The organism is Azospirillum lipoferum, from assembly GCF_024170005.1.
In the GTDB taxonomy this organism is placed as follows: domain Bacteria; phylum Pseudomonadota; class Alphaproteobacteria; order Azospirillales; family Azospirillaceae; genus Azospirillum; species Azospirillum lipoferum.
Genome location: NZ_JALJXJ010000024.1, coordinates 52,354 through 75,951, shown reverse-complemented (window position 1 = coordinate 75,951; position 23,598 = coordinate 52,354). Strand labels below are relative to the sequence as shown.

Below are 23,598 nucleotides of genomic sequence, written 5' to 3'. Positions count from 1 at the left end.
GCATCCCGGCCGATCAGGCCGACGCGGTTCCGTGCGCCACCCAGTCGCGCCACATGGCGCGGTAGGCCGCCTCGACTCCCCGGGCGAAGCCCCTGTAGTCGGTCAGCGGGGAGGCGTCCAGCCGGTCGCGCATGGTGCGGCGCAGCCCGCCCAAGCGCTCCGCATCGCCGGCAAGCGCGACCGCGGTGGCGATGTAGCTTGCCTCATCGCCGGCGATCAGCTCGGTCAGGCCGCAGTGGGTCAGCAGGCTGGCGCCGACGCGGGCGACATGGTTGGCGCCGGCCAGCGTCACCACCGGGACGCCCATCCACAGGGCTTCGCAGGTGGTGGTGGTGCCGTTGTAGGGGAAGGGGTCGAGCCCGATGTCGATGCGGTCGTAGGCGCGCAGGTGTCCGTCGGCGGCGTCGATGCGGGCCAGAAGCTCGATGCGGCCGGCGTCGATCCCGTACTGGACGAAGGTGTTCAGATAGCGCCGGCGTGTCTCCTCGTCGCCCATCTGGGCGCTCTTGACGATCAGGCGGGAATTCGGAACCCGCTTCAGGATCTCCGACCAGACGCGAACCACCTCCCCCGTCACCTTGGAGGTGTTGTTGAAGGAGCCGAAGGTGACATGGCCGTTGGCGCGGAACGGCGGTTCGGCCGGCGGGGCGACGTCCAGCGGCGGGCGGTAGCTGTGGAAGCCGTTGGGCAGCCGGACGATGCGCTCGGCGCTCAGCCGGTCGGCCTCGCCCGGCGGTTCGGCGACGGCGTCGCTGAAGCGCCAGTCGATGGCGCGCATGCCGGTGGTGTCGGGATAGCCCAGCCACGTCGCCTGCACCGGCGCCGGCTTGCGGGCGAACAGGGTCAGCCGGTTGTTGGCGGTGTGGCCGGTCAGGTCGACCAGGATGTCGATGCCGTCCTGCTCGACCAGCGCCGCGGCGCGCGCATCGTCCACCCCGACCAGCGACCGCCAGCCGTCGGCCAGCCCCTTCAGCCGTTCGGTGACCACGTCCGAGCGCGTGGACGCATGGTAGCAGAACACTTCGAAGCGCCCGCGGTCATGCTCGCGGATCAGCGGCTCGGCAAAGAAGGCGACGGAATGGGCGCAGAAATCGGGCGAGACGTAGCCGACGCGCAGGCGGCGTTCGGGATCGCGCGGGTTGGCGTGGCGCTTGCCGGCCGGCAGCAGCGGATCGGCATGGCGCTGCGCCCATCCCACATGGGCCTTGAAGATGGTCTCGGGCGGGACGGCCGGGGTGTAATGCAGGGCCAGCAGCAGGTTGGAATGCATCAGGGCGTGGGTGGGGTGCGCCTCCAGCCCCTTCTGGAAGACGGCGACCGCCTCATCGATGCGGCCCATCTCCTTCAGCGTCTCGCCCAGGTTGTTCCAGGCCTCGGCCGATTTCGGGTCCGCCTTCAGCGCGGCGACGAAGCAGTCCACCGCGCGTGCGAGTTCGACCGCCCCCTTGTGCAGGTCGCCCAGATTGCACAGGGCCGCCGCCATGTCCGGTTTCAGGCGGAGCGCCTCGCCATAGGCGGCGCGGGCGCCTTCGCGGTCGCCGCGGTTGCGCAGGATGTTGGCCAGGTTGAAATGCGCCTCCGCATAGTCGGGCTTCAGCCGGATGGCGGTGCGCAGCGCCTCCTCCGCCTCCGCGGCCCGGCCCATGTCCTGCAGCAGGCAGCCGTGGTTGCTGTGGACGAAGGGGTCGGCCGCGTTGCGGGCGAGCGCTTGGCGGTAGCAGCCCAGCGCCTCCTCCCAGTCGCCGCGGGCGCGCAGGATGATGGCGAGGTTGTTGTTGGCGTTGGTGTGGCCTGGATCGGCGGCCAGCACGGCGCGGTATCCGGCCTCCGCCTCTGCCGTCCGGCCTTCCCGGTGCAGGATCAGGGCGCGGGTGAAGCCGGCGTCCGCCGCCGAAGCCGCCGGGAGAGCACTCCGGGGGGAGGGAGCCGGAATGGCGGGGCGTTTGGCCTTGGCCTGCTTGCGTGAAGGCTTTTTCATCGGGCTGACCGCTTGGCGTTAAGTCTTCGTCGGCAGAAGAGCCGTCCTGCCGGTCGATAGCAATGACCATGCACTGTCCGCAAGCGGCATCTCGTCTCCGGACGGATGTGCCGCAACGGCCACATGGGGTGGAGACATATGATGGATGGCGGATGCGCCCTGGGACAGATGGCTTGCCGCTGTTGGGCCACTTCTGCTATTCCAGCGGAATCGCGTGGCTATACATCGTCCGCAAGTGGCGGACTCTACGCGCTTCGTCGCGCCCTGGGCCCAAGGAGCGCATGGTCGATCGAAACCGGGTGACCGAACGGTATGAAGACCTTGCTTTCGCGACGCATTCCACATTTTTCACGGCGGTTCCCATGACCCTCGCTGCGGAAGTCCCCTGCGCCCACACCGGGCTGCATTCCCTGGCTGTCGTCGCGCGTCAGCGTGGCCTCGACGTTTCGGCCGAGCGGCTTCAGCACAGCAACGTCATCGGGAACGAGGAGCTGGACACCGCGCGCCTGCTGCGCGTCGCCAAGTCGATCGGCCTGAAGGCCGAGGCGACGACGCTGGACTGGGACGATCTGGGCAAACTTCACGATGCCTTTCCCGCCATCCTGCGCCTGCGCAACGGCAATTCGATGGTGGTGGTCGGCTTCGGCAAGCAGGGCGACACCGACGTCGCCATCCTGCAGGACCCGCTGGCCGGGCAGGAACTGATCCTGCCGGTCGACCGCATCCGCCTGAGCCAGGCCTGGGCCGGCGAGGTGGTGCTGCTGAAGCGCGACTACGGCCTGACCGACACCGAGCAGCCCTTCGGCCTGAAGTGGTTCCTGGTGGAGATCCTGCGCCACCGCCGCATCTTCCGTGACATCGGCATCGCCGCGATCCTGATGAGCCTGTTTGCGCTTGCCGTGCCGATCTTCTTCCAGCTGGTGGTCGACCGCGTGCTGGTCCACCGCAGCATGGGCACGCTCGGCGTGCTGATGATCGGCATGATCGGCGTCATCCTGTTCGAGGCCGCCTTCTCCTATCTGCGCCAGTACCTGATGCTCTACGCGACGAAGAAGATCGACGCGAAGATGAACGTTCAGGTCTTCAACAAGCTCGTCGGCCTGCCGATGCATTATTTCGAGCAGGTGTCGTCGGGCGAGATCGTCAAGAGCTTCCAGCAGGCCGAGCGCATCCGCAACTTCCTGACCGGCCAGCTCTTCATGACGCTGCTGGACACGGTCTCGCTGGTCGTCTTCCTGCCGATCATGTTCATGTACAGCGTGCCGCTGACCTTCCTGGTCCTGGTGTTCTCGCTGCTGATGGCGATCAACATCGGCATCATGATCCCGCTGATCAAAGGCCGGCTGAAGGATCTGTACAACGCGGAAATCCGCCAGCAGTCCTTCCTGATCGAGAACATCCACGGCATGCGCACGGTGAAGTCGCTGGCGCTCGACAGCCGTCAGAAGCTGGAGTGGGACCACCGCGTCGCCCAGGCCGCCGAACAGCGCTTCGACGTCGGCCGCATCATGATCATCGGCCAGACGGTGGCCCAGCCGCTGAACCAGCTGATGATGGCCTGCCTGCTCGGCCTTGGCACCTATCTGGCGCTGAACGGCGACCTGATGATGGGCGCGCTCATCGCCTTCTACATCCTGGCCGGCCGCGTCACCCAGCCGCTGCTGCAGATGGCCCAGCTGGTGCAGCAGTTCCAGGAAGTGTCGCTGTCGGTCCAGATGCTGGGCAGGATCATGAACCACGCACCGGAAGAGGGACGCACCGGCCGCGGCCTGCGCACGCCGCTCCGCGGCACGGTGGAGTTCCAGGAGGTGCGCTTCCGCTACGCCCCCTCGTCCCCGCCGGCGCTCGATGGAGTGTCCTTCAACGCCGCCGAAGGCACCATCCTCGGCGTCATGGGCCGCAGCGGTTCGGGCAAGACCACCGTGACCAGGCTGTTGCAGGGCCTGCACCGGGCGCAGGAAGGCCTGATCCGCATCGATGGCCGGGATCTGCGCGAATATGACCTGGATCACCTGCGCGCCTCGATCGGCGTCGTTCTGCAGGACAATTTCCTGTTCACCGGCACCATCCGCGAGAACGTCTCCGCCGCCAAGCCGGGGGCGACGACCGAGGAGATCCTGAGGGTGATCCATCTGGCCGGCGCCGACGAGTTCGTGGAGCGGCTGCCCAAGGGCCTGGACACCATGCTGGAGGAAGGCTCGTCCAACCTGTCCGGCGGTCAGCGCCAGCGTCTCGCCATCGCCCGCGCCCTGCTGACCAACCCGAAGATCCTGATCATGGATGAGGCGACTTCGGCCCTCGACGCCGAGAGCGAGGCCATCGTCCAGGCCAACCTGATGAACATCGCCCGTGGCCGTACCGTCATCATCATCTCGCACCGCCTGTCGTCGCTGGTGCCGTCCGACACCATCCTGGTGATGGACCGCGGCAAGGTCGTGGACAGCGGCAAGCATGACGAACTGCTGAAGCGCTGCGACATCTATCAGCATCTCTGGCACCAGCAGAACCGGCATATCTAGGAGCGCGCCCGTGTCCGCACAGAAGCCGACCGCACAGAAGCTTGCGAAAATCGAGACGGCCCGCGTTCCCGCCAACGACCTGATGCCGCAGGGGCCGGCGCAACCGCTGGACAAGCGGTCCAAGGCGCGTGGAAAGGCGGCGATCGGCGCCTTCCAGAAGGATACGGAGGCGATCCAGAACGCGCCGGATCCCTTCCTGGCGCGCATCACGCTGCATCTGCTGGCGCTGCTCGTCATCGCCGGCATCCTCTGGGCGTCGCTGTCTTACCTGGACAAGATCGTCGCCTCCCAGGGCAAGATCATCTCGACCGAGCCCAACGTGATGGTCCAGCCGCTGGAGATGGCGGCGATCAAGCAGGTCCTCGTCCGTGCCGGCGACGTCGTGCATCAGGGGCAGGTGCTGGCGACTCTGGACCCGACCTTCACCCAGGCCGACGTCCTGCAGCTGGAATCCCGCCTCGCCAATGCCGATGCGCTGATCGCCCGGCTGGAGGCCGAGCATGACGGCAAGCCCTTCGTGCCGACCGCGGACCGCTATGGCTACAGCACGCTGCAGCAGGCGCTGTGGCGCGAGCGCCAGGCGCAGTACCAGTCGCAGATGCAGAATTACGAGGAGAAGCTCGCCCGCCTGCAGTCCAACGTCGCCAAGTACGAGATGGACCGCCTGCACCTGAACGAGCGGCTGAAGGTGGTGCGGGAGATCGAGAACATGCGCTCCTCGCTGCTGGCGACGCAGGTCGGCAGCAAGCTGAACCTGCTGCAGGCGACCAGCGACCGCATCGACATCGAGCGCAATCTGGTCCTGAACCAGAACGAGCTGCAGGGCAACCGCCATGATCTGCAGGCCCAGCTGGCGGAGCGCGACGTTTTCATCCAGCAGTGGAACGGCAAGATCATCGAGGAGCTGACCACCCAGCGCAACGAGCGCGAGGCGCTGCGCGAGCAGCTGACCAAGGCGCGCAAGCGCCAGGCGCTGGTCCAGCTGGACGCGCCGGTCGATGCCATCGTGCTGGAGGTCTCGCCCAAGGCCACCCCCGGTTCCATCGCCAAGGAAGCCGAACCGCTCTTCACCCTGGTGCCGGTCGGAGCGCCCCTGGAGGTCGAAGCCAACATCGACGCCCGCGACCTCGCCTTCGTCCAGGTCGGCGACAAGGTGCGCGTCAAGCTTGATGCCTATCCCTACATGCAGCATGGCTCGCTGGAAGGAGAGCTGGCGACGATCAGCGAGGACTCCTTCTCCAGCAAGGACAACGGGAACGGCCTCCTCTTCTACCGGGCGCGGGTCAAGCTGCTGACCACCACCCTGGACAATGTGCCCTCCAACTTCCGCCTGATCCCCGGCATGCCGCTGACGGCCGACATCAAGGTCGGCGAACGCCGGATCATCACCTATTTCCTGCGCCCCATCCTGCGCGGGTTCGACGAAAGCCTGCGGGAGCCCTGATTGTGTTCGGCAAACTGCTGAAGCGAAACAAATCCACCAGTTTCCGCAAGCCGGACTTCCAGCATGGTCTGGCCGCCTTCGAGGCGGAGGATTATGCCGGTGCCGTGGCCAACTGGATGCCGCTGGCCGAACGCGGCCATGCCGAGGCGCAGTTCCGCATGGGGCAGCTCTATGCCCGCGGCCAGGGGGTGGTGCGCGATTTCGGCGACGCCGCCCACTGGTTCCGCAAGGCGGCCGAGCAGGGCCACACCGAGGCGCAGTTCTCGCTCGCCCTGTGCTACGCCAACGGCGAAGGGGCGGCGCAGGACAATGCCCTGCCGGTGCGCTGGTACAAGACCGTGTCCAAGGCCAGCCCGCCGACGGCCGAGGCGAACCTTGCCCTGCTCTATCCCAACGGGTTGGGGATCGCGCCGGACATCGCCCAGGCCCTGCACTGGTACCACATGGCCGCCGAGGCCGGCCATGCCGAGGCGCAGCACCACATGGGGCTGCTCCATGCCTTCGGGCAGGGGGTGCCGCAGGACCTTGTCGTCGCCGCCGACTGGTATCGCCGTTCCGCCGAAAACGGCTATGCGGTGGCCCAGCATGCCCTCGCCTCCTTCTACGCCAATGGGCAGGGGGTGGAGCGCGACATCAATCAGGCGATCGTCTGGTACGGCCGTGCGGCCGAACAGGGTTATGCCAACTCCCAGCTGGCGCTCGCCATCATCTACGAGCACGGCACCGGGGTGGAGGCCGATCCGGTCCGCGCCGCCGGTTTCTACCGCCAGGCGGCGGAGCAGGGCCATCCGGTGGCCCAGGTCAATCTGGGCCTGCTCTATGCCCGTGGCCACGGGGTGCCGAAGGATTACCGCGAAACCCTGAAATGGTGCCGCCTGTCGGCGGAGAAGGGCAACGTCAACGCGCAGTTCAACCTGGGCTTGATCCACTCCAACGGACTGGCCGGCCAGCCCGACCATGCCGAGGCGGCGGTCTGGTACCGCAAGGCGGCGACGCAGGGCAATGTCGGTGCCCAGGTCAATCTGGGCCTGATGCTGATCCATGGCTGGGGCGGCCGGCCCGAACTGGTGGAAGGGGTGGACTGGCTGCGCAAGGCCGCGGCGCAGGGCCACACCGGCGCCATGACCAACCTCGGCGCTCTCTATGCCGACCAATCGGGCAAGGCCTACAACCCGATCCAGGCCTATGTCTGGACCATCATGGCCGCCGCCGGCACCCAGCCCGGGGCCGAACGCGACGGGCTGGAAGCCAAGGCGCATGAACTGGGCAACGCGCTGACCAGCGACGACCGCCACAAGGCCCAGCTCATCATGGAAGAGTGGAAGAAGAACCCGAAATCGATGGTGATGGCCTGATTATGGGCCTGACCGGCACCGGAAAGTCCGATGCCGGTCAGGCTCCGGTCAATTGCCGGAGCCGCCGCCGTCGCCATTCTCTTCCTGCTGCAACCGCCCGACGACATCCATGATCAGGCGCTGAGCCTCGGCCATCCGGCGGCGGCCCGCCGCGATCTCCTGTTCGGCCAGTTCTGAGAAGGACGGATCGTCGCGGGGAGCGTAGTCGGGCATGCGGCCTTCGGCCATGCCGTACTGCACGAAATGGCTGTAGCCGTCGGGGAAATGCCCGGCCAGCACGGCGCCGCGGACATCCGGGTTGGCCGTCAGATAGGCTTCCTCGTCGAAGGGCAGGCGTCGGCCCGCTTCGCGGTGGATCTGCCGATAGGTCAGCACCCCGTCGAGCGAAGCAGGCGTCGGCAGGCCGATCCGCGTCAGCAGCGCGAGCAGGCAGAGGTCGGCGATGCGGTCGGTCGACCGCTCCGTCCGGATCGCCTCGACGTCCGGGAGTCCGACCATATCCGTTGCACCATGCAGGCGGCCGATGGCGTCCAGCCAGGCGGTCTCGCTGTTCTGCACCAGCAGTCCGGCCGGCAGCGTGCTGGCGGCGTGGGCGGAGCAGGCGGAATAGATGCCGCGATGGCCGGATGCGCCGAACAGCATCATCCGTTCGTCGCCCGGAAGCGTGCCGTCGCACTCCACACCGTCATCGACCGGAGCCAGGGCGATCAGCGGCCCGCATTGCAGTAGGGAATTCAGGATCGCCGGCCGCGTCGTCGCAGCCTGGATCCGGATATCCGGGATGAAGCGGAAGAAATCCGGGTCGGGAGTGCCGAACCACAGAAGCGGCAGCCCGTAGCGTGCGGACGCCTTGGCGATGGCGGTCAGGACCGGCCCCTTCGACGTGGCGAGAGGCAGTCCGGCGGTGGCGTCCATGACCATGGCGACGGGCCGGCCGGCCGGGGCCGGCGCAGCGCCGAGCAGATCGAGGGCCGGCGGCAACAGGATGCCCTGCCGGCCAGGATCCATCCGGTTCAACAACCCCGGGAATGAGGCGCACAGGGTCGTCTGCCCCCCCATCAGGCGGCGCAGAGCGCTTCCTGTCCCGCCTGCCGTCCCTTCCAGATGCAGTCCTCGCCGTTCCGTCGTCAGCAGGATCGCTTCCATCATGGAACGGCTGGGGATGCCGCAGACCAGGACCGCGTCATAGAGGTTGCCGGACGAGGGTTTGCCATAACGCTCGACCGCCGGGGTCTCGATCTCTGCCGCTTCCTGCACCACCGTCAGGCCATCCAGCCGTCCGCGGCGGATCAGCGACGCGAACAGAGGAAGCAGCGCGTCCACCCGCCGCCGGCCGGCTTCGCCGCCGGCCACCAGCAGAACGCTTCCCATATCCGGTCCGGCGGAGAGAGCGGCGGGGCGGCCGGGCGGCGGCTTGGTCAGCGCGCGCAGGGCAGGCACGCCATCCGATGGCTTCTGTGGGATCGACAGGGCGACCTGCCGGGCAGTCAGGTCGCGCAGGATGGACGCGCTGTCCTCCTCGCCGGTCCAGGACATCAGCCCGATGCTGTTGCGGGCGCAGATGGCGTGCCGCATCGCGGTCGCCAGATAAGGCTCGCCGCAGGTATGGAAGGGGTCGATCGTCACCGCGGCTTCGCGCAGCAGTTGTCTGAGCGTCTCCGGCACGGGGGCGGCCAGAACCTGCGTGTGCGCCGGCAGCAGGTCGGGCGGCTGGGTGGCGGAGCGGAAGGGCAGGTGCACCAGGGCGACGGAGAGCCCGGCCTGCATCAGCGCGCCGGTTAGCGTTCCGAAGGCCTGCGCCTGCGGAGCCAGAAGAGCAAGGTCGCCCATCACCAGGACGGTGCGGGGCTTTGCCGCGCGGTCCATCCGCAAGGCCGCCGGACAATCGGCCGGCAGGTGGAGAAGGGGTGTGCCGGTCGGCAGGACGGCATGGGCCAGATCGGCCTGCGCGGCGTCCAGGATGAAGCCGCCGGCGGCCTCCGCCCTTTTCCAGGCGGCCCGTGCCGCATCCAGTCCGCCGCCCACGGCGTCCATGCCCGCCACGTCGCAGAATTTGCGGACCAGCGGCAGGGCGTGAGGTGGCAGGGCGAACTGCTCGGGTGTCAGCCACACCGCGGCACCGGGGCGATGGTCGCGCAGAACGGCGGTCTGCATCTCGCCCGCCCCGTCCCATCTTGAAGCGTCCCGTTCGCTGGCGGCCGGCGGGGCTGACATGGTCGCGTCGAGCTTCACGGCCAGGAGCGCTTCCGCGATCTGGCTGCTGCGGCAGGATGCGACGGTGACGGTCTGGCCGTCCTTCAGGCGCGGGCCGCTGGCGAAGACGTGGACGGTTGGCATGACTTCCTTCGGCGGAAAGAGCTGCGGGACATCTCCGGACCTGAGCCGGAGACGTCAGGCACTTCTGTCAGATCCCTTCTGTCAGACAAGGCAGGGAGAGTCCACATCCGGAAGCGGCTCGTCCTGCAGGGACCGGAACGGGGACCGGCGCGGCGGGAAGGCCAGCCCCGCATCCGTCGTTTCCAGTGTCAGGTTTGGATTGTAATAGGGGTCTGCGTCCAGGGCATCGCCCCAGCGTGCCCGCAGAGCCTGGATCTCCGCCGTGGGCACCGGCGGGGCTGCATCGCGGCAGACCATCTGGGCGAGCGGCGTGTACAGGGAACGGAACCCCAGACCTGACAGACGCAGGCAGAGGTCGATGTCGTGCAGCGCCTGCGGCAGGCTCTCGTCGAAGCTGCCGGCGGCCATGAAGCGATCCCGTCTTATGGCCATGCAGGTGACGGACACGGACGATACCGTCTGCCGCAGCACGGCCCGCCCGCCCGGACCGGCCATGGCGACGTGCTGGCCGGCGTAGGCCGCGGTTCCGTGCGCCTTACCGCCGAGCCGGTAACCGGCATAGCGGATGAGGCCGTTCGCCGTGACGAGCCGCGCACCGGCGGCGCCGACCCGCGGCGCCATGCACTGGCGCACCAGCTCGGCAAGCCAGATGCGGTGCATCGGTCTGGTATCCTCGTCGAGGAAAACCAGAACCTCTCCGGTCGCTGCCCTGGCCGCGGCGTTGCGCAGGCTGGCCGGCGCCTTGTCCATCGGCAGCAGCCGCAGGTTCCGCCATCCCTTCGCCACCTTGGCCAGATCGGCCGACGCGGCGGTGGGGCAGGTCACGATCACCTCGGCGACGGACCGGGCCGTGAATCGCCGCAGAAAATCGAGAGTGTCGGCGAGCCTGGCCGCGTCGCCGTGGCAGGACAGGATGACCGAGACCTTCGGCCAGGCCTTCAGCCGGGGCCGCAGGTGCAGGAAGGGCGGCTGCAGGCTGGGGCAGGCGCGAGCCTCCAACCCCCGCCGCTTCAGCGATGCCTCCAGGCCCTTGCGCATGGCGTCGGCCGCATAGTCCTTCTCGTCGATCCTCAGGGCGGTGGAGCCTGGGACGGCCCGCCAATGGTAAAGGACGTGCGGGATGTGGCGCACCGCCGCCGGCGGGCTGTGTTCGATCACGCGCAGGGCGAGGTCGTAGTCCTGCGAGCCTTCCAGGCCGACGGTGAAGCCGCCGAGACGCCGCATCAGGTCGATGCGGTAGACCCCGAGATGGCTGATGCAGTTCTGCGCGGCCAGAAGATCCGGGTTGTAGCCGCCCTTGAAATAGGGTTCGAACCGCTCGCCGGCCTCGTCGATCTTGTCCTCGTCGCTGAAGATCAGGGTCGCTTCGGGGTTGGCCAGGATCTCCTCGGCCACCAGAAGCAGGGCGTGCTCCCTCAGCAGGTCGTCATGATCGAGCAGGACCGCGAACTCGCCCGCCGCCAACTCCAGCGCGCTGTTGCTGGCGGCGGAGATGTGGCCGTTGACGGGGCGGCGCACGACGCGGATGCGGCGGTCGGCGCGGCTTTCCTCCGCCAGCACTGCGGCGACCTTCGGATCGGTGGAGGCATCGTCGGCGATGCACAGCTCCCAATCCGGGTAGATCTGCCGGCGGACCGAGGCGATGGCCTCGCGCAGCAGGGTCTCCGGCGTGTTGTAGACCGGCATCAGCACCGACAGCAGCGGCCGGCGGGGCAGGGCGTCGAGGCGTGCCCGCAGGGCCTCCCGACCGGACGGCGTCAAGGTGTCGTAGCGCTCGACCCAGGCGCAGTAGGTCCGGCACAGGTCGACCTGCATCGGGCTGCCCGGCAGATCCTGGCCGGTGCCGGCGATCCGGACGCGGATTTCCGCCACCGCGGACTCAGTTCCGGGTGGCGGCGACGGGGGGCGGCAGCGGAAGCCGCTGGCGAGGCGCGCCGCATTGATCGCCTCCAGGTCGGGACGATCGACATCGGCCGTGAGGGTCCTGTAGGGGCGGCCGTCCACCAGGATGTCGACAAGGACCGGAACGTCGGGGGTTCTCTCGTCATAGGCCCAGCCGACGATGTCGCCGTCCGCCGCGAAGGTCACGTGTCCACGCCAGGACGGCCTTGCGTCAGGCTGGATGGTCAGGGGCGATCCCGGCACCTGCTGGCCGGTGGCGGCGACGACGAAGGCGATCCGATGCGGCTTGCCGTCGCACAGCCCGTCGGGGATCGGCCAGGAGAAGCCGTGCCGCTCGGAACCGATGCCGACCAGCTTCAGACCGGACCGCAGCCGGTCGGCGGTCACCATGCCCCGGACCTCGCCGTCCACCAGAACCGCCAGATCGACCGGACGGGCGGCCCGCGCGGTGTTGCAGCACCAGCCCGAGATGGTCCGCCCGTTCACCCCGTCCATCTGGCCGATGCAATGGCCGGCCGGGTCGGGCTGCTGGAAGCGCAGGGGCTTGGCATTCAGCAACACACCGCTGTCGGCGATGGCCAGATCGATGCGGTGCGGTTTGCCGTCGCACAGTTCGGACGGCAGAGTCAGGCGGAAGCCGCAGTGACGGGGCTCCCCCGCCCCGCCCTTCGGCCGTTCCAGGTTCGCGGCGAGCCGGTAGCGCGGACGGCCGTCCACCAGCACGACCACCCTCTGCACCTCGTCCGGACGGCCGGAATCGAACGCCCAGCCGGAGATCTGGTTCTGGACCATCCAATCCACCCCGCCCCGGGCTTGCGGAGCGGCTGCGGACAGCGCGGCAGGGGCCGTCGTGGGCGCGGGAGGAGGTGGTGCGGAAACGGGAGCTGGAGCTGAAGCTGGAGCGGACGCCGCCGTCTGCGGGACCGCCGCCGGTATGCCCCGGGGCGCCTCTTCGGCTTCGGCCGCCTTCTCCCTGGCGGAGGACGCCGCAGGGGATTCTACCGGAGCCGGTACCGGGGCTTCCCCAGCCTTCCGGGCGGCCATGCCGGCGGATGCGGCGGGACGCACCGGCTTGCTCCGTTCCAGCGTCTCGTCGAGAAGCGCGGTCCAGGCCGCCAGATAGCGGTCGTGGTTGAACAGGTCGAGGGCGGTCAGCCGCGCCCGTTCGCCGATCCGCCTGGCCGCATCGCGGTTGCGGCAGAGATGAACCAGATAATCCGCCAGCTCCTCCGGCGACTCCCCGCAGAAGCCGTTGACGCCGTGGCGGATGAACAGCCCCACATCGTCGCTGCGCAGGCAAACCGGGACGACGCCGCACAGCATCGCTTCGGCACGCGACCGCGGCATCGGAGAACGCCGCGTCGTATCGAGATAGGCCGTGAAGCTGCGGATGCGGTCGATGTAGCTGCGGAACTTGGATCGGGCGTAGTCGTTCGTCTGCCTCGGCCACAGGCCGCCGTCCTGGTTGGCCGCGGTCTCCACCCGGATGTCGGCCGGCAGGCGGGCCATGACCCTCTCATGCTCGTAAGCGCCCCGGTAATGGGGGCGCTCCCACATGGAGGAGCCGAGGGCCAGAACGTCGCGCTCGTAACGCGCGGCGGGATATTCCTGCGGGTCGAAACCGTGCCAGATCACCCGGCTGTCCGCGAATCCCCACTCCGCCTTCGCCTGCCAGGCGTTGACCACGACCGGGATGCCCCGTTCCGCCAGCAGGTCGACCAGCGCCTGCCGTTCGGTCTCGTGGATCTGGAAGCGGTCGATCGGGCCGCGCGCCCTGCCATACTGGCCGGCGAAAGCCGGGGTGCCGTGGCAGAGGGCGATCTTGGGCAGCGGCACGTTGGCCAGGAACCAGCGGAAGGCATTCCCCCAATCGTCGGGGAGGGCGCCGGCCCCCAGCTGCGGAGCCAGGATATTCTCGTCGAAATGCAGGATGGCCACGTCGTATTTCGACGGGTCGAGCTCCTCCATGTCGATGAAGCGGACATTCGGCCGCAGCGGGCGCTGCTCGTAATCCCAGCGGTCGGTCAGGCCGGGTCCCAGGCCGCGCACCAGGGTGAACTCGTGCGGCAGCTTGTACAGCTCATACTGGTGCCCGCAATGCCAGCGGTAGGACAGCACGCGCAGGGGTCTGCGCGCCGCCCGGCGCAGGGCCGGGGAGGCGACGGCCGCGCCGAAGCGGGATTTCAGCTCCGCATAGGCCGGTGTGTGCAGGCACTCTCCCAGTCGGTCGTCCGCATGGATGGCTTCCAGGATGCCGCCGGCCTCGGCCACCGCCCAGCGCCGCGCGACGAGCGCCAGTTCGGGATAGGGCCGGAACAGGCTGTTGAAGCCCTCCATCCGGCGCTCATGCGGCGTCAGCCCGTCGGCGGGCACCTCTTCCGTGGCCCCGGCGGCTTTTGCCGTCCGGACGGCGAAGGCATGCTCCGTCCGGCCGAAGCGCGCCCCGGCCCGGTACAGCAGGTAACCCAGGACCAGATCGTCGAAGCGGCCCCCGGCTTCCGTGCCGGAACCTTGAGCGGCGTGGCGGGAGGCGCCGTCTTCCTGCGGAAGGGCGAGGCGGCGCAGCAGGGCCGCTTTGACCGACAGGTTTCCGGCGGCGACGTTGAGGAAGCCGTCCGGCTGCATCGGATCCTGCATCCTGATGCGGTCGCGGGCGTGGTTGGCGTCGGCCTGCAGTTCATCCAGCAGGCGGGCGGGGGTACGGCCGTCCGCCATCACCGGCGGGGCTCCGATCACGACATCGAAATCGGGGTGGCGATGCGCGAAGGCATGGGCTGCCAGGAAGTCGCGGTTGACGTGGAGACCGGCATCGAGGACGACGCAGACGTCCGCGTTCGTCAGGGCGGCGGCCTGGAGCAGGCGCCGGCCCTGCGACCCTCCAATGCCGGCCGGTCCGGTGTCGTCCTTCGCCTGGGCCACCGCTTGGCTCACCACCCGGATGTCCAGCCGGGTCTGCCGGCCGCGCCGGCTCCACAGCTGGGCCTGGATGCCGAAATCCTCCGACGAGGCGGGATCGCTCAGCAGGAGCAGGGTGACCGGACCGCCGTAGCTCTGGCCGGTCACGGTGTGGAGAACCGTTTCGAATGCATCCCCGTCGCCGCGCAGGTCGCAGACGACCACGATGTGCGGCAGGGCGGCGCCGAGCGCCGTATCGCGCAGGCTGCGCAGGTCCGGCACCGGCTCGGGGCGGCCGTCCGCCCAGGCGGCCCGGCCGTCCGGTCCGGCGACGAGGGCATGGCGGCAGCGCCTTGCCGTCTGGAGCGGCGCGGTCAGCGCCCGCTGCAAACCTCCGTCCAACTGCAACCCGGCCGCCGGCTGGCCGCCGGTGCCGAGATGGCCGGTGTCGACATGGACGGTGCAGACCAGTCCGGCATCCAGCAGGGCGACCGTCTCGTCATAAAGGCGGGTGGGTTCGCCCGCCTGCGGATGCAGGTCGACGAACAGGACGACATCCTGCGTGGACAGCCGCGGCAGGAGGCCGGCCCAGCCCCCGTCCGACAGGGTTTGCAGATCAATCGTATGATCGGGAAAGGCGCGGCCGAGGAATGCCGCCACCGACCCCGGCCGCGGATGGCCGTCCGGCAGCAGGGCGCAGACCCGCAGATGCCCTTGCCCATGCGGGGTCATGCCGCGGGCGTCGCGCGATCGCTCCACATATTGCGACAGGCCCGTTTCGGCGCCCAGAAGCCCCAGGACGGGGGCCGGCGGGCGGGCGGGAAGCCCCTCGCGGTTGACCAGCACGCAGTTGCAGTCGTCCGCCGCCGCCGTGGGCGAGGTCAGGCTGACGCGATAGGTCTCCCCGACCTGGAGCGGGATTCCCGCAAGATCGAAATCGACATACTGCGCCACCGGCCGGGGCATCGGCCGGATCGAGCGCATCAGCAGAAGATTTCCGTCCCTGTCGTGCAACTCCAGTTGCAGCGGTACCGTGCCGCGCGCCATCCGCGGGGCGACGCGGATGCCCAGCGCGTCGATGCCGGCGGCCGGGGCTTCGAAACAGAACTCAAGGCTGGAATGGGAATAGACGGGCAGTGGGATCAGACCGAAGCGTTTCTCCAGCCACTCTTCGGTCGTCACCTGCATGCGGGCGCCGTGTTCGCGCCATTGCAGGCGCCACATCGGTTCCCGGCGGACGGCCGGGGTGACCTCGATGGACGGTTCGGGGCAAGCGGCGGCGGTGATGCAGCCCCAGACGCCGAAACCGCCCTGCGGGGCGTTCCCGTCCGGCCGCAGCGTGACGCGATAGAGGCGTTTCTCCCGCAGCGGCGCGCCGATCAGGTCGAACAGGGCGGCCCCGTTGCCTTTGGACGGCGGTATGGTCAGCCGGGTGGTGTGGAGGACCTGTTCGGCGATCCCGTCCCCCGACGGCTCGAAGGAGCTGATCGTCAGGGTCAGCCTGCACGGATCTGCCAGTCCCCGGCTGTCCAGTTCCAGAGCAAGGGAGTGAACCCCGCTCTGCCCGTGGATGGTGAAGGCCAGCCCGTCCGCACCCAGCGGCTGCTGGACGGGCGCGCCCATCCCCGCTGTCGCCGCGTTGACGGCATACCGGATGACCCGGCCATCCTCATGGCGGATCAACTGATGGAGGGGAAGGAACTCTGCGCGCTTCGCGACGTGGGACACCGGAGGAAACACCAGGGAAGAGGCGGGGATGGGAACGTCGTTCATGTCCGGGCGGCCTTTGGTCATCGCCTGCGCTTTTTCCGTTGGGAGGGGCGCTGGGCTGCCGGGATGGACGCGGGACGCGCCTTGTGCTGCGGAGCGGACGGAACGGCCCGGACCATGGCGGTTTCCAGCGGTCTGGCGGGCGCTGGGGCGGGCGCAGGGGCGGAGGCCGGAACCGGGGAGGTGACCGGGCTTGTGGCCGTAGCCGTGGCGATGGTCGGCGGGGGAGGCGCCAGGACGTCCAGGGTCCGTTCGACGAGCGCCTCCACGGTGAAGCGGCGGTGGACGTCGGCCTGCGCCTCCGCCGCCAGCCGGCGGCGTTCCTCATGGTTGCGCAGCATGAACAGGCAGGAACGTGTCAGCCCGTCGAGATCGTCGATCTCATGCATGTAGGACAGCAGGCTGGGGCTGAGGGCGGACGGGGTGCCGCCCGCGCAGGTGCAGACCACCGGAAGCGCCTGCCATTGCGCCTCCATGATGACGTTCGGCAATCCCTCGGCCTTGGCCGTGTGGAGAAGCAGGTCGGCGGCCCCCAGCAGGACGTTCACGGACTGGCTGCGGCCCAGGAAATGGATGGCGTCCTCGATGCCGAGCGCCCGCAGCCGCCGTTCCATCGCCTCGCGAAGAGGCCCGATGCCGGCGATCACCGCCTTGATGTGCGGGATCTCCCGGCGGATGCGGGCGATCACCTCGACGAACAGAAGAGGCTGCTTTTCCGGGGCGAGCCGGAAGACGCCGACGATCAGCGGGCGGGAGGAGCCGACCCCGACCGACAGGCGCGTCTCGACCCGCTGCGCCAGCGTCGGCTGCGGCAGGTCCTCCACGGCGATGCCGTTGACGATGACCTTGACCGTCTCGGGTTTCAGCATCAGCCAGGTGGCGTAGGATCGGGCGCCGGCCTCGGCATTGGCGCTCATCACCACGCGCGGAGACCGCAGGAGCATGCGGTACAGGCCGTGGAACCAGGGGCGGTAGAGGTTGGGGAAATGGGTCGGGTTGACGTTGCGGCCGGACAGAAGGATGCGGGGGACCCCGACCAGAAGGGCGGCGAGCCCGCCGACCACGTTGACCATGTCGAGGTAGCAGATCACGGCGGCCGGCCGCAGCCGGTGCATCTGGATCATCGCCTCGATCACCGGCAGCCGGACCTCTTCCGGCAGGCGCCGCAGGGTCGGGGCCGCCGCCCACAGGATGCGGCGGAACTCCTCGTCCCCGGTCGCCTGGATGAAATCGCCGTGGGTCATCGTGTCGAGCGACAGGATGGGGATGTCGCTGTCGTGCAGCAGCATGTCGGCGTAATGCCGCCCCTCGTCCCGGATCGGCGACATGGTCATCAGGGACGGCGCATACTCCTGCGCCAGCAGGCCGCGCGCCAGGTTGCAGATCTGCCGTTCCGCGCCGCCGGGGCCGAGATAGCCGATCATCAGCAGGATGCGCCGTTCCGACGGTTCGGGAGGCAGCAGCCGGCCGCCGTCCCGTTCCAGCCACTCCTCGAACACCCGTTCGGCTGGGCGCAGGCTGGGTAGCCGGCGCGCCTGTCCGCGATCCTCAACCTCCAGGTCGGCCGTGCTCCAGGCGGAGTCTCCGGACGGCAGGACCCCGCTGATCCGGGCCAGACGGCGTTCCATCCCCGTCGGATGCTCCGGCAGTTCGATCCAGGAATAGGCGCGGCCGTTCTCGTTGGGATTGCTGTTGTCGGAACTGGAGAAGAAGACCCGGCTTTCCCAGTGCGAGTAAAGCCCGCGCCCTACCCCGCGCAGCGCCGTGTGCAGCGCATGCGCCGAGCCCAGCGGCCGGCCATCCTCCAGCAGCACCAGCCGCGAGCGGCCCTCCTTGCCGTTGGTGTCGGCGCGGGCGGCGAGGCTGGGGCAGTAGGCGCTGAAGCCGTGCCCCCCTTCGGGATGATAGCCGCCGGCCTTGCCCAGCGGGTGCTTGCGCACGCTGTCGACACAGAAGCGGTGAACCGCCTCGTCGATCAGCCTCCGCCGCCGCGCCCGGTTCTCGTCGCAGCGCACCACGACGGGCGCCCCTCCGACGATGGCCGTGACCGTCTTGTGGCCGAACCGGGCCAGCCGCAGGATTGCCGCCGACGGGATGGCGCTCTGCCGGCAGAGGAAAAGCAGTTCGATCCGCTCTCCTTCGGCCAGAAGCGGCGGGAGAGTGTTGCGGTCGGCCCCGTCCCCCCCGGTTGCTTCGGCCCACGGCCCGTCGCCCCAGGCTTCGTCCGTGAGCCAGGGAAAGGAGATGGCGTCGCCGGTTGCCGGATGGGGCGCCGGATGTCCGCCCGGCACGACGCAGGCGCGCAGGTTGGGCAGCCCGCGAAGCTGAGACAGATCCTCGGGATGGCAGAAGGCCACGACGCCGCCCGGTGCGCGGCAACCTGCGGCCTCCACATACAGCAGAAGGCTGATGGACAGGGTCACTGAAGCACCATGGAGGCTTGGGGCCGAATGGAGGCGGCTGTGCCCAACGCGTGCGCGGGATAGCCCGGACGGGCGCGCAGCCAGCTTTCCAGGATGAAGAGCAGCCAGAGCTGGTAGGCGCTGTAGGACTGTTCCTGATGGTCGAGGAAGGCGGCGATCCGCTCCACCGGGATCCAGTCCTGCAGGCGGCTTCCGGCATCCAGCGTGAGCGCCCGGGTGCGGGGCAGCAGCTGGTCCTTCCCCCACAGCGCCATGGGCAGGCCGAAGCCGCGCTTGGGCCGTTCGAGCCAGTCGCGGGGAACGTAGCGGGCGGCGATCTGCTTCAGGACGCGCTTGCCCTGTCCGGCGGCATAGCACTCCTCAGGGCGAAGGCCGCTGGCGAAGCGGGCGACCTCCAGGCCGAGCAGCGGTGCGCGCACCTCCAGGCTGTTCTGCATGCTCATCCGGTCGACCTTCGGCAGGACGGCGCCCGGCATGTAGTGGGCCGCGTCGAGTTCGCGCAGTCGGTGGATCAGCGGCTTCGCGCTGCGGCTGATGGTGGAGCGCAGATGGCGCAGGAGGCTGGCGTTCTCCGGCGGCATCCGGCCCAGCAGGCGCGTCACGTCGCTGTCGGCGTAAACCAGGATCCGGTACGAGTAATAGGCGCTGCCGGGGTCCCAACCCGCCATGCCGGCGGGATCGCGCTCCAGGCGGGCGGCGTCCTCCAGGGTGGAGAAATAGCGGCCGTAACCGCCGAACAGCTCGTCCCCGCCGTCGCCCGACAGGGCGACCGTGACATGTTCGCGGGCGAACTGGGTCAGCAGGAAGGTCGGCAGGCAGGACGTGTCGCCGTTGGGTTCGTCCAGCACCGATCCGACATGTTCGCCGAGCGCCAGCATGTCGGGCGAGATGATGCGGTCGCGATGGTCCGTCCCCAGATGGCGGGCCATGGCCCGCGCGTCCTCATGCTCGGATTCCGGCGTGTCCGCGAAACCGATCGAGAAGGTCATCAGGTTGCGGTTCAGCCGCTTGGTGGCGATGGCCGCCACCAGGGTGGAATCGACGCCGCCCGATAGGAAGGCTCCCAGCGGCACGTCGCTGATCAGCTTGCGCTTGACCGAGCGGACGAGGATCTCCTCCAGTTCGTCGGCCAGCTCGTCGATGCTGCGGACCTTCCCCTGGTAGGGCTCCGCTTCGAAGGCGAAATGGCGGCATACGGTCGCATGCCCGTCCTCGCTCAGACGCAGATAGCAGCCGGGCGGCAGGCGGCGGACGTCGCGGTAGATGGTGCGGGTGCCCGGCACATACTGGAAGCTGAGATAGCCGGCGATGCTTTCCAGATCGATCGCCGCGTCGAACCCCGGCAGCACGGTCAGCGCCTGAAGCTCCGATGCGAAGGCGAACAGACCGTTTCCCTGCCAGTAATAGAGCGGCTTCTCCCCGAACGGGTCGCGGGCGAGCAGCATCGACCGGTTGTCATGGTCGAACAGGGCGAAGGCGTACATCGCATCCATGCGCGACAGCAGCGCCGTGCCGTATTCGCGCAGGCCGTACAGCAGCACCTCGGTGTCGGAGCGGGTCCGGAACCGGTAGCCGCGGGCCTCCAGATCCTCCTTCAGCTCCAGGAAGCTGTAAAGCTCCCCGTTGAAGCAGATGGAATGGCGGCCGTCGGGGGTCTGCATCGGCTGATGCCCGCCCGAAGACGTGTCGATGATGCTGAGGCGGCGGTGCGAGAAGGCGCAGAAATTGGTGTCGTCAACCCAGACGCCGCCGTCGTCCGGGCCGCGATGGATCATGGTGTCTGCCATCGCCTCGGCGATGTTCGCCAATTCCTGTCTGCTGAACCGGCCGCCGAAATTCACCAATCCTGCAATGCCGCACATGATCGACGTTATGCCTCCTAATGACTTGGCCAATGTCCTGGCCGATACCCCGGGACAGTCGGAATCGGGCTTTGCAGGGTCACCGGTGCGGGCGGGCGGCTTGCCGGAGCCGCTCGGACAGAAAGCCGACCAGCCCCTTCAGGCTCTCGATCATCGCCGACTGGGTCCGGAGTTGGATCAGCATCGCCGCGCGTTCCCGCAATCCATTCTCCTCCCCCTCCTTCAGCCGGCCGATCGCCTGCCGGATGTCCCAGCCGGAGGCGGGGGCGTCGGTCGCTGACGATCCTGCGGACAGGGCCGTCTGCTCACTCATACGTTGAATCATGGTGTGACAAGCACTTCCAAGACGCGCCGCCAGCGTGTTTCCGCTTTGGTCAAGCGCAACTTTGAGCCTGCCGAGCCGTTGTGACGCTTCGTCGCGGTTGTTTAAAGCAATGGCCACCTCCACGAGTCCAACCTCGGCCGATAAATCGTTCGGATTAACTCGCAGGACTTCATCGAATGCAAAACCTGCCGCAACGATGTTGCCGCGCGCCATCTCTGCATGAGCCAGCTTTTTTAAAACTTCAGGTCGCCGCTTCGATTCTTTCTCTGCCTTTGAATAAAATTCTATAGCTTTGTCAAAGCGACCACCAGCGACAAAGAAATCACCTGTTTCTTCACAATCTTCGCTGTATGATATTTGTAATATTACCGGGGGGATTTGCTCATCTTTTTTAATTGATGATGAGTGGTCAGAGGATTTTTCTGAATATACGCTCATCACTTCATCCAAAAAAATTGAAACATCGTTCCGGCCAAAGAACATATCCAATTGACGTGAAAGCTTTCTTAATGTTTCTTGATGTGTATCTATTTCAAAGAAGCCTGTTAATCGTACTCCAGAGATCATGTGGGATACAATGCCAAAAGGGCATAGCACCGCGGAACGCGCGTCCTCCCAGGCCCAGCCGTACCTCCTTGAGGGGCCGTTCAAGGATGATGGGGGTTACGGCTGGCATATTTCGCTGCCGGAGTTGAGCGCTTACGGGGCTACGCCGGAAATGCCCCGTTCGTCCGCGTCACTGTTGGAAAACGGCCGTCCCCTGGGGCCGGCGGACCAGCTTCACGACGATATCCGTCAGCAGGGCGGTGGCCGCTACAGCCATTGGGGCGACGGATTGTGGTTCTCCGCCTCCGACAACAGCGACCCCAACACCAACGGCCGGCACTACACGATTATTATCAATCAAGACATCAATTCTGGCGCAGGCAAAGTCGAGGAGCCTGAGGGCGGGCGCCCTTCTTCGGTCGTGCCGTCGCCGGTCGGGTCTGGGGCCCAACCGCAGGTAGGGATACCCTATCCGCTGCCGAAGCCCTTCGCTTCCGACAACGGCTTTGCCTGGCTCGTGAAGCTGCCCCAATTCGAAGCCTGGGGGAAAGGCGGGACAGGATTCAAACTGCAGTTCATGGAGGACGGCCTTCCCCTGGGGCCGGCGGACCAGCTTCACGACGATGTCCGGCAGAAGGGTGGCGGCCGTTACAGCCATTGGGGCGACGGGCTGTGGTTCTCCACCTCCGACAACAGCGATCCCAACAGCAACGGCCGGGACTACACGATTTCCATCGTGGCGGCCGAACAGGCCGTGCCGGCGGCCCCCGTCAAGGAAGGCTACGCCCGCCTGTCGTTCGAGGAGGGGGTTTATACCGTCGACCTGCCGGGGCGGTACGGCAATGCCGGCGGCTTCGCCTGGACCGCCTACATTCCGGATCTCGCCCCCCTGGCATCGGATGGGAAAAGCCGCTACTCGGAGCTTTTCCTGATCGAGGACGGCGTGTACCTGCCGCGGGCGGACATGCTCCACGACGACATCCGCCAGAAAGGCGAGGGCCGCTACAGCCATTGGGGGAACGAGCTGTGGTTCGCCACCAGCGACAACAGCGATCCCAACACCAACGGACGCCACTATCAGATCGGATACAAGATTCACAAAACCCTGGACGACGGGTCGATCATCTACCACGCCGCCCGGGGAGCCTATGTCCTGTATCGCAACGGCAGCCGCTTCGCTTTGCCGCAGTACTGCAACATCGGCCTGACCAACAAATGCAACCTGCGTTGCGAGATCTGCGGCAGCCAGAAGTTCCTCGACAACGAGAAGATTCCCCGCCGGTTCATGGATATCGGGATGTTCCGCAAGGTGGCGGACACCATCCTGCCCTTCATGACCGAGGTGGAGTTGAGCAGCTACGGCGAGCCGTCTCTGCATCCGGACTTCGAGGAGGTGCTGAGGGCGATCCGCGACCACGGCTGCGTGTTCAAGCTTCAGACCAACGCCACCCTGCTGACCGACCGGCTGGTCAATCTTCTGGCCGGCATGGTGGGCACCGTCTGGATGTCCATCGATGCGACCGGCCCGCTGTTCAACGATGTCCGCCGGAACGGGAAATGGGAGAATGTCGAGCGGGGGGTCCGTCGACTGAACGAACTGCGTGATCCTGAAAAACTGAAGCTGTGCGTCAACCCGACGGTCACCCGCCGCACTCTGCCGGCGATGATGGACGTCATGGAGTGGGCCCATGCGAACCAGATCGATTCGGTGAATTTCCGCCAGTACGATCCGATCTCGGATTCATTCGAGGAGCAGCCGAGCCCCGAGGAGTTGGCTCCCCAGATTGCCGCATTGGGTGAATGGGCGGCGGCGCATCCGGACGGCCCCGACATACGGTTCGAGCCGAACTGGATCCGCTTCACCAACAAGGAGGTCGTGGACACCGTCCATTACAAGGCGCGATCCGGCCATGCCAACTATCCGATCCTGTCGGGCAGTTCCGGCGCCCATCCCGTCTATGCCTGCATGGCGCCGCTGCAGTATGTGGACATCGGGCTGGACGGCGAGATCTACGCCTGCTGCCGCACCCAGCGGACGGTTCTCGGCTTTGCCACAAGCCTGGATGCGTTCCTGAACACCTGGTGCGGCAAGCGCTATGAAAGCCTGCGCCGCTCCCTGCGGCATGACAGCCTGAATCCCGTCGTGCTGCCGGAATGTGCAGGCTGCGTCAAAAGCTATGGCGGAAGCTGATACCGGACGTTCCCCGCCGACAGGACTGTCCCCGCTCCGGGCCGTGAAGGC

General features: G+C 67.6%; 10 protein-coding genes. 4 read left to right on the top strand and 6 right to left on the bottom strand.

Annotation, left to right across the window (positions count from 1 at the left end; all coding sequences use genetic code 11):
* Positions 1 to 13: 13 nt before the first annotated feature.
* On the bottom strand, positions 14 to 1,978 hold the full coding sequence (locus tag J2848_RS33625) for an O-linked N-acetylglucosamine transferase, SPINDLY family protein (RefSeq protein WP_149233357.1): 1,965 nt from the start codon (positions 1,976 to 1,978) through the stop codon (positions 14 to 16).
* Positions 1,979 to 2,340: 362 nt separating this feature from the next.
* On the opposite strand from J2848_RS33625, the gene J2848_RS33620 reads away from it, so the two are divergent.
* Genes J2848_RS33620 through J2848_RS33610 form a run of 3 tightly spaced genes read left to right on the top strand, consistent with a single transcriptional unit; the run spans position 2,341 to position 7,296 of the window.
* Complete coding sequence (locus tag J2848_RS33620) at positions 2,341 to 4,497, top strand: peptidase domain-containing ABC transporter (RefSeq protein ID WP_149233358.1); 2,157 nt, start codon at positions 2,341 to 2,343, stop codon at positions 4,495 to 4,497.
* Positions 4,498 to 4,507: 10 nt separating this feature from the next.
* Positions 4,508 to 5,941, top strand: coding sequence for an HlyD family type I secretion periplasmic adaptor subunit (locus J2848_RS33615; protein ID WP_149233359.1), 1,434 nt, complete (start codon positions 4,508 to 4,510; stop codon positions 5,939 to 5,941).
* Between the two features lie 2 nt (positions 5,942 to 5,943).
* Positions 5,944 to 7,296: a tetratricopeptide repeat protein gene (locus J2848_RS33610; RefSeq protein WP_149233360.1), complete on the top strand. Its 1,353-nt coding sequence runs from the start codon at positions 5,944 to 5,946 to the stop codon at positions 7,294 to 7,296.
* Between the two features lie 48 nt (positions 7,297 to 7,344).
* Here the strand turns inward: J2848_RS33610 and J2848_RS33605 are convergent, their stop codons facing one another.
* The 5 genes from J2848_RS33605 to J2848_RS33585 all read right to left on the bottom strand — a co-directional run bounded on the left by J2848_RS33605 (position 7,345) and on the right by J2848_RS33585 (position 21,377).
* The gene (locus tag J2848_RS33605; RefSeq protein ID WP_149233361.1) at positions 7,345 to 9,633 is read right to left on the bottom strand and encodes a hypothetical protein; all 2,289 of its coding nucleotides are present in this window, start codon (positions 9,631 to 9,633) and stop codon (positions 7,345 to 7,347) included.
* A gap of 81 nt (positions 9,634 to 9,714) precedes the next feature.
* Positions 9,715 to 16,224, bottom strand: coding sequence for a glycosyltransferase (locus J2848_RS33600; protein ID WP_149233362.1), 6,510 nt, complete (start codon positions 16,222 to 16,224; stop codon positions 9,715 to 9,717).
* Entirely contained in the window at positions 16,221 to 18,623 is a 2,403-nt protein-coding gene (locus J2848_RS33595) for a glycosyltransferase (protein ID WP_149233363.1), read from the bottom strand. Before J2848_RS33595 ends, J2848_RS33600 begins: the two co-directional genes overlap by 4 nt.
* Complete coding sequence (asnB, locus tag J2848_RS33590; protein WP_149233364.1) at positions 18,620 to 20,485, bottom strand: asparagine synthase (glutamine-hydrolyzing); 1,866 nt, start codon at positions 20,483 to 20,485, stop codon at positions 18,620 to 18,622. Before asnB ends, J2848_RS33595 begins: the two co-directional genes overlap by 4 nt.
* Positions 20,486 to 20,564: 79 nt before the next feature.
* Positions 20,565 to 21,377 (bottom strand): tetratricopeptide repeat protein, encoded by an 813-nt coding sequence (locus tag J2848_RS33585; protein ID WP_149233365.1) that lies wholly within the window; start codon positions 21,375 to 21,377, stop codon positions 20,565 to 20,567.
* Positions 21,378 to 21,933: 556 nt separating this feature from the next.
* Between J2848_RS33585 and J2848_RS33580 the strand changes: the two genes are divergently transcribed.
* Positions 21,934 to 23,547 (top strand): radical SAM protein, encoded by a 1,614-nt coding sequence (locus J2848_RS33580; RefSeq protein WP_149233366.1) that lies wholly within the window; start codon positions 21,934 to 21,936, stop codon positions 23,545 to 23,547.
* The last annotated feature ends 51 nt before the right edge of the window (positions 23,548 to 23,598 follow it).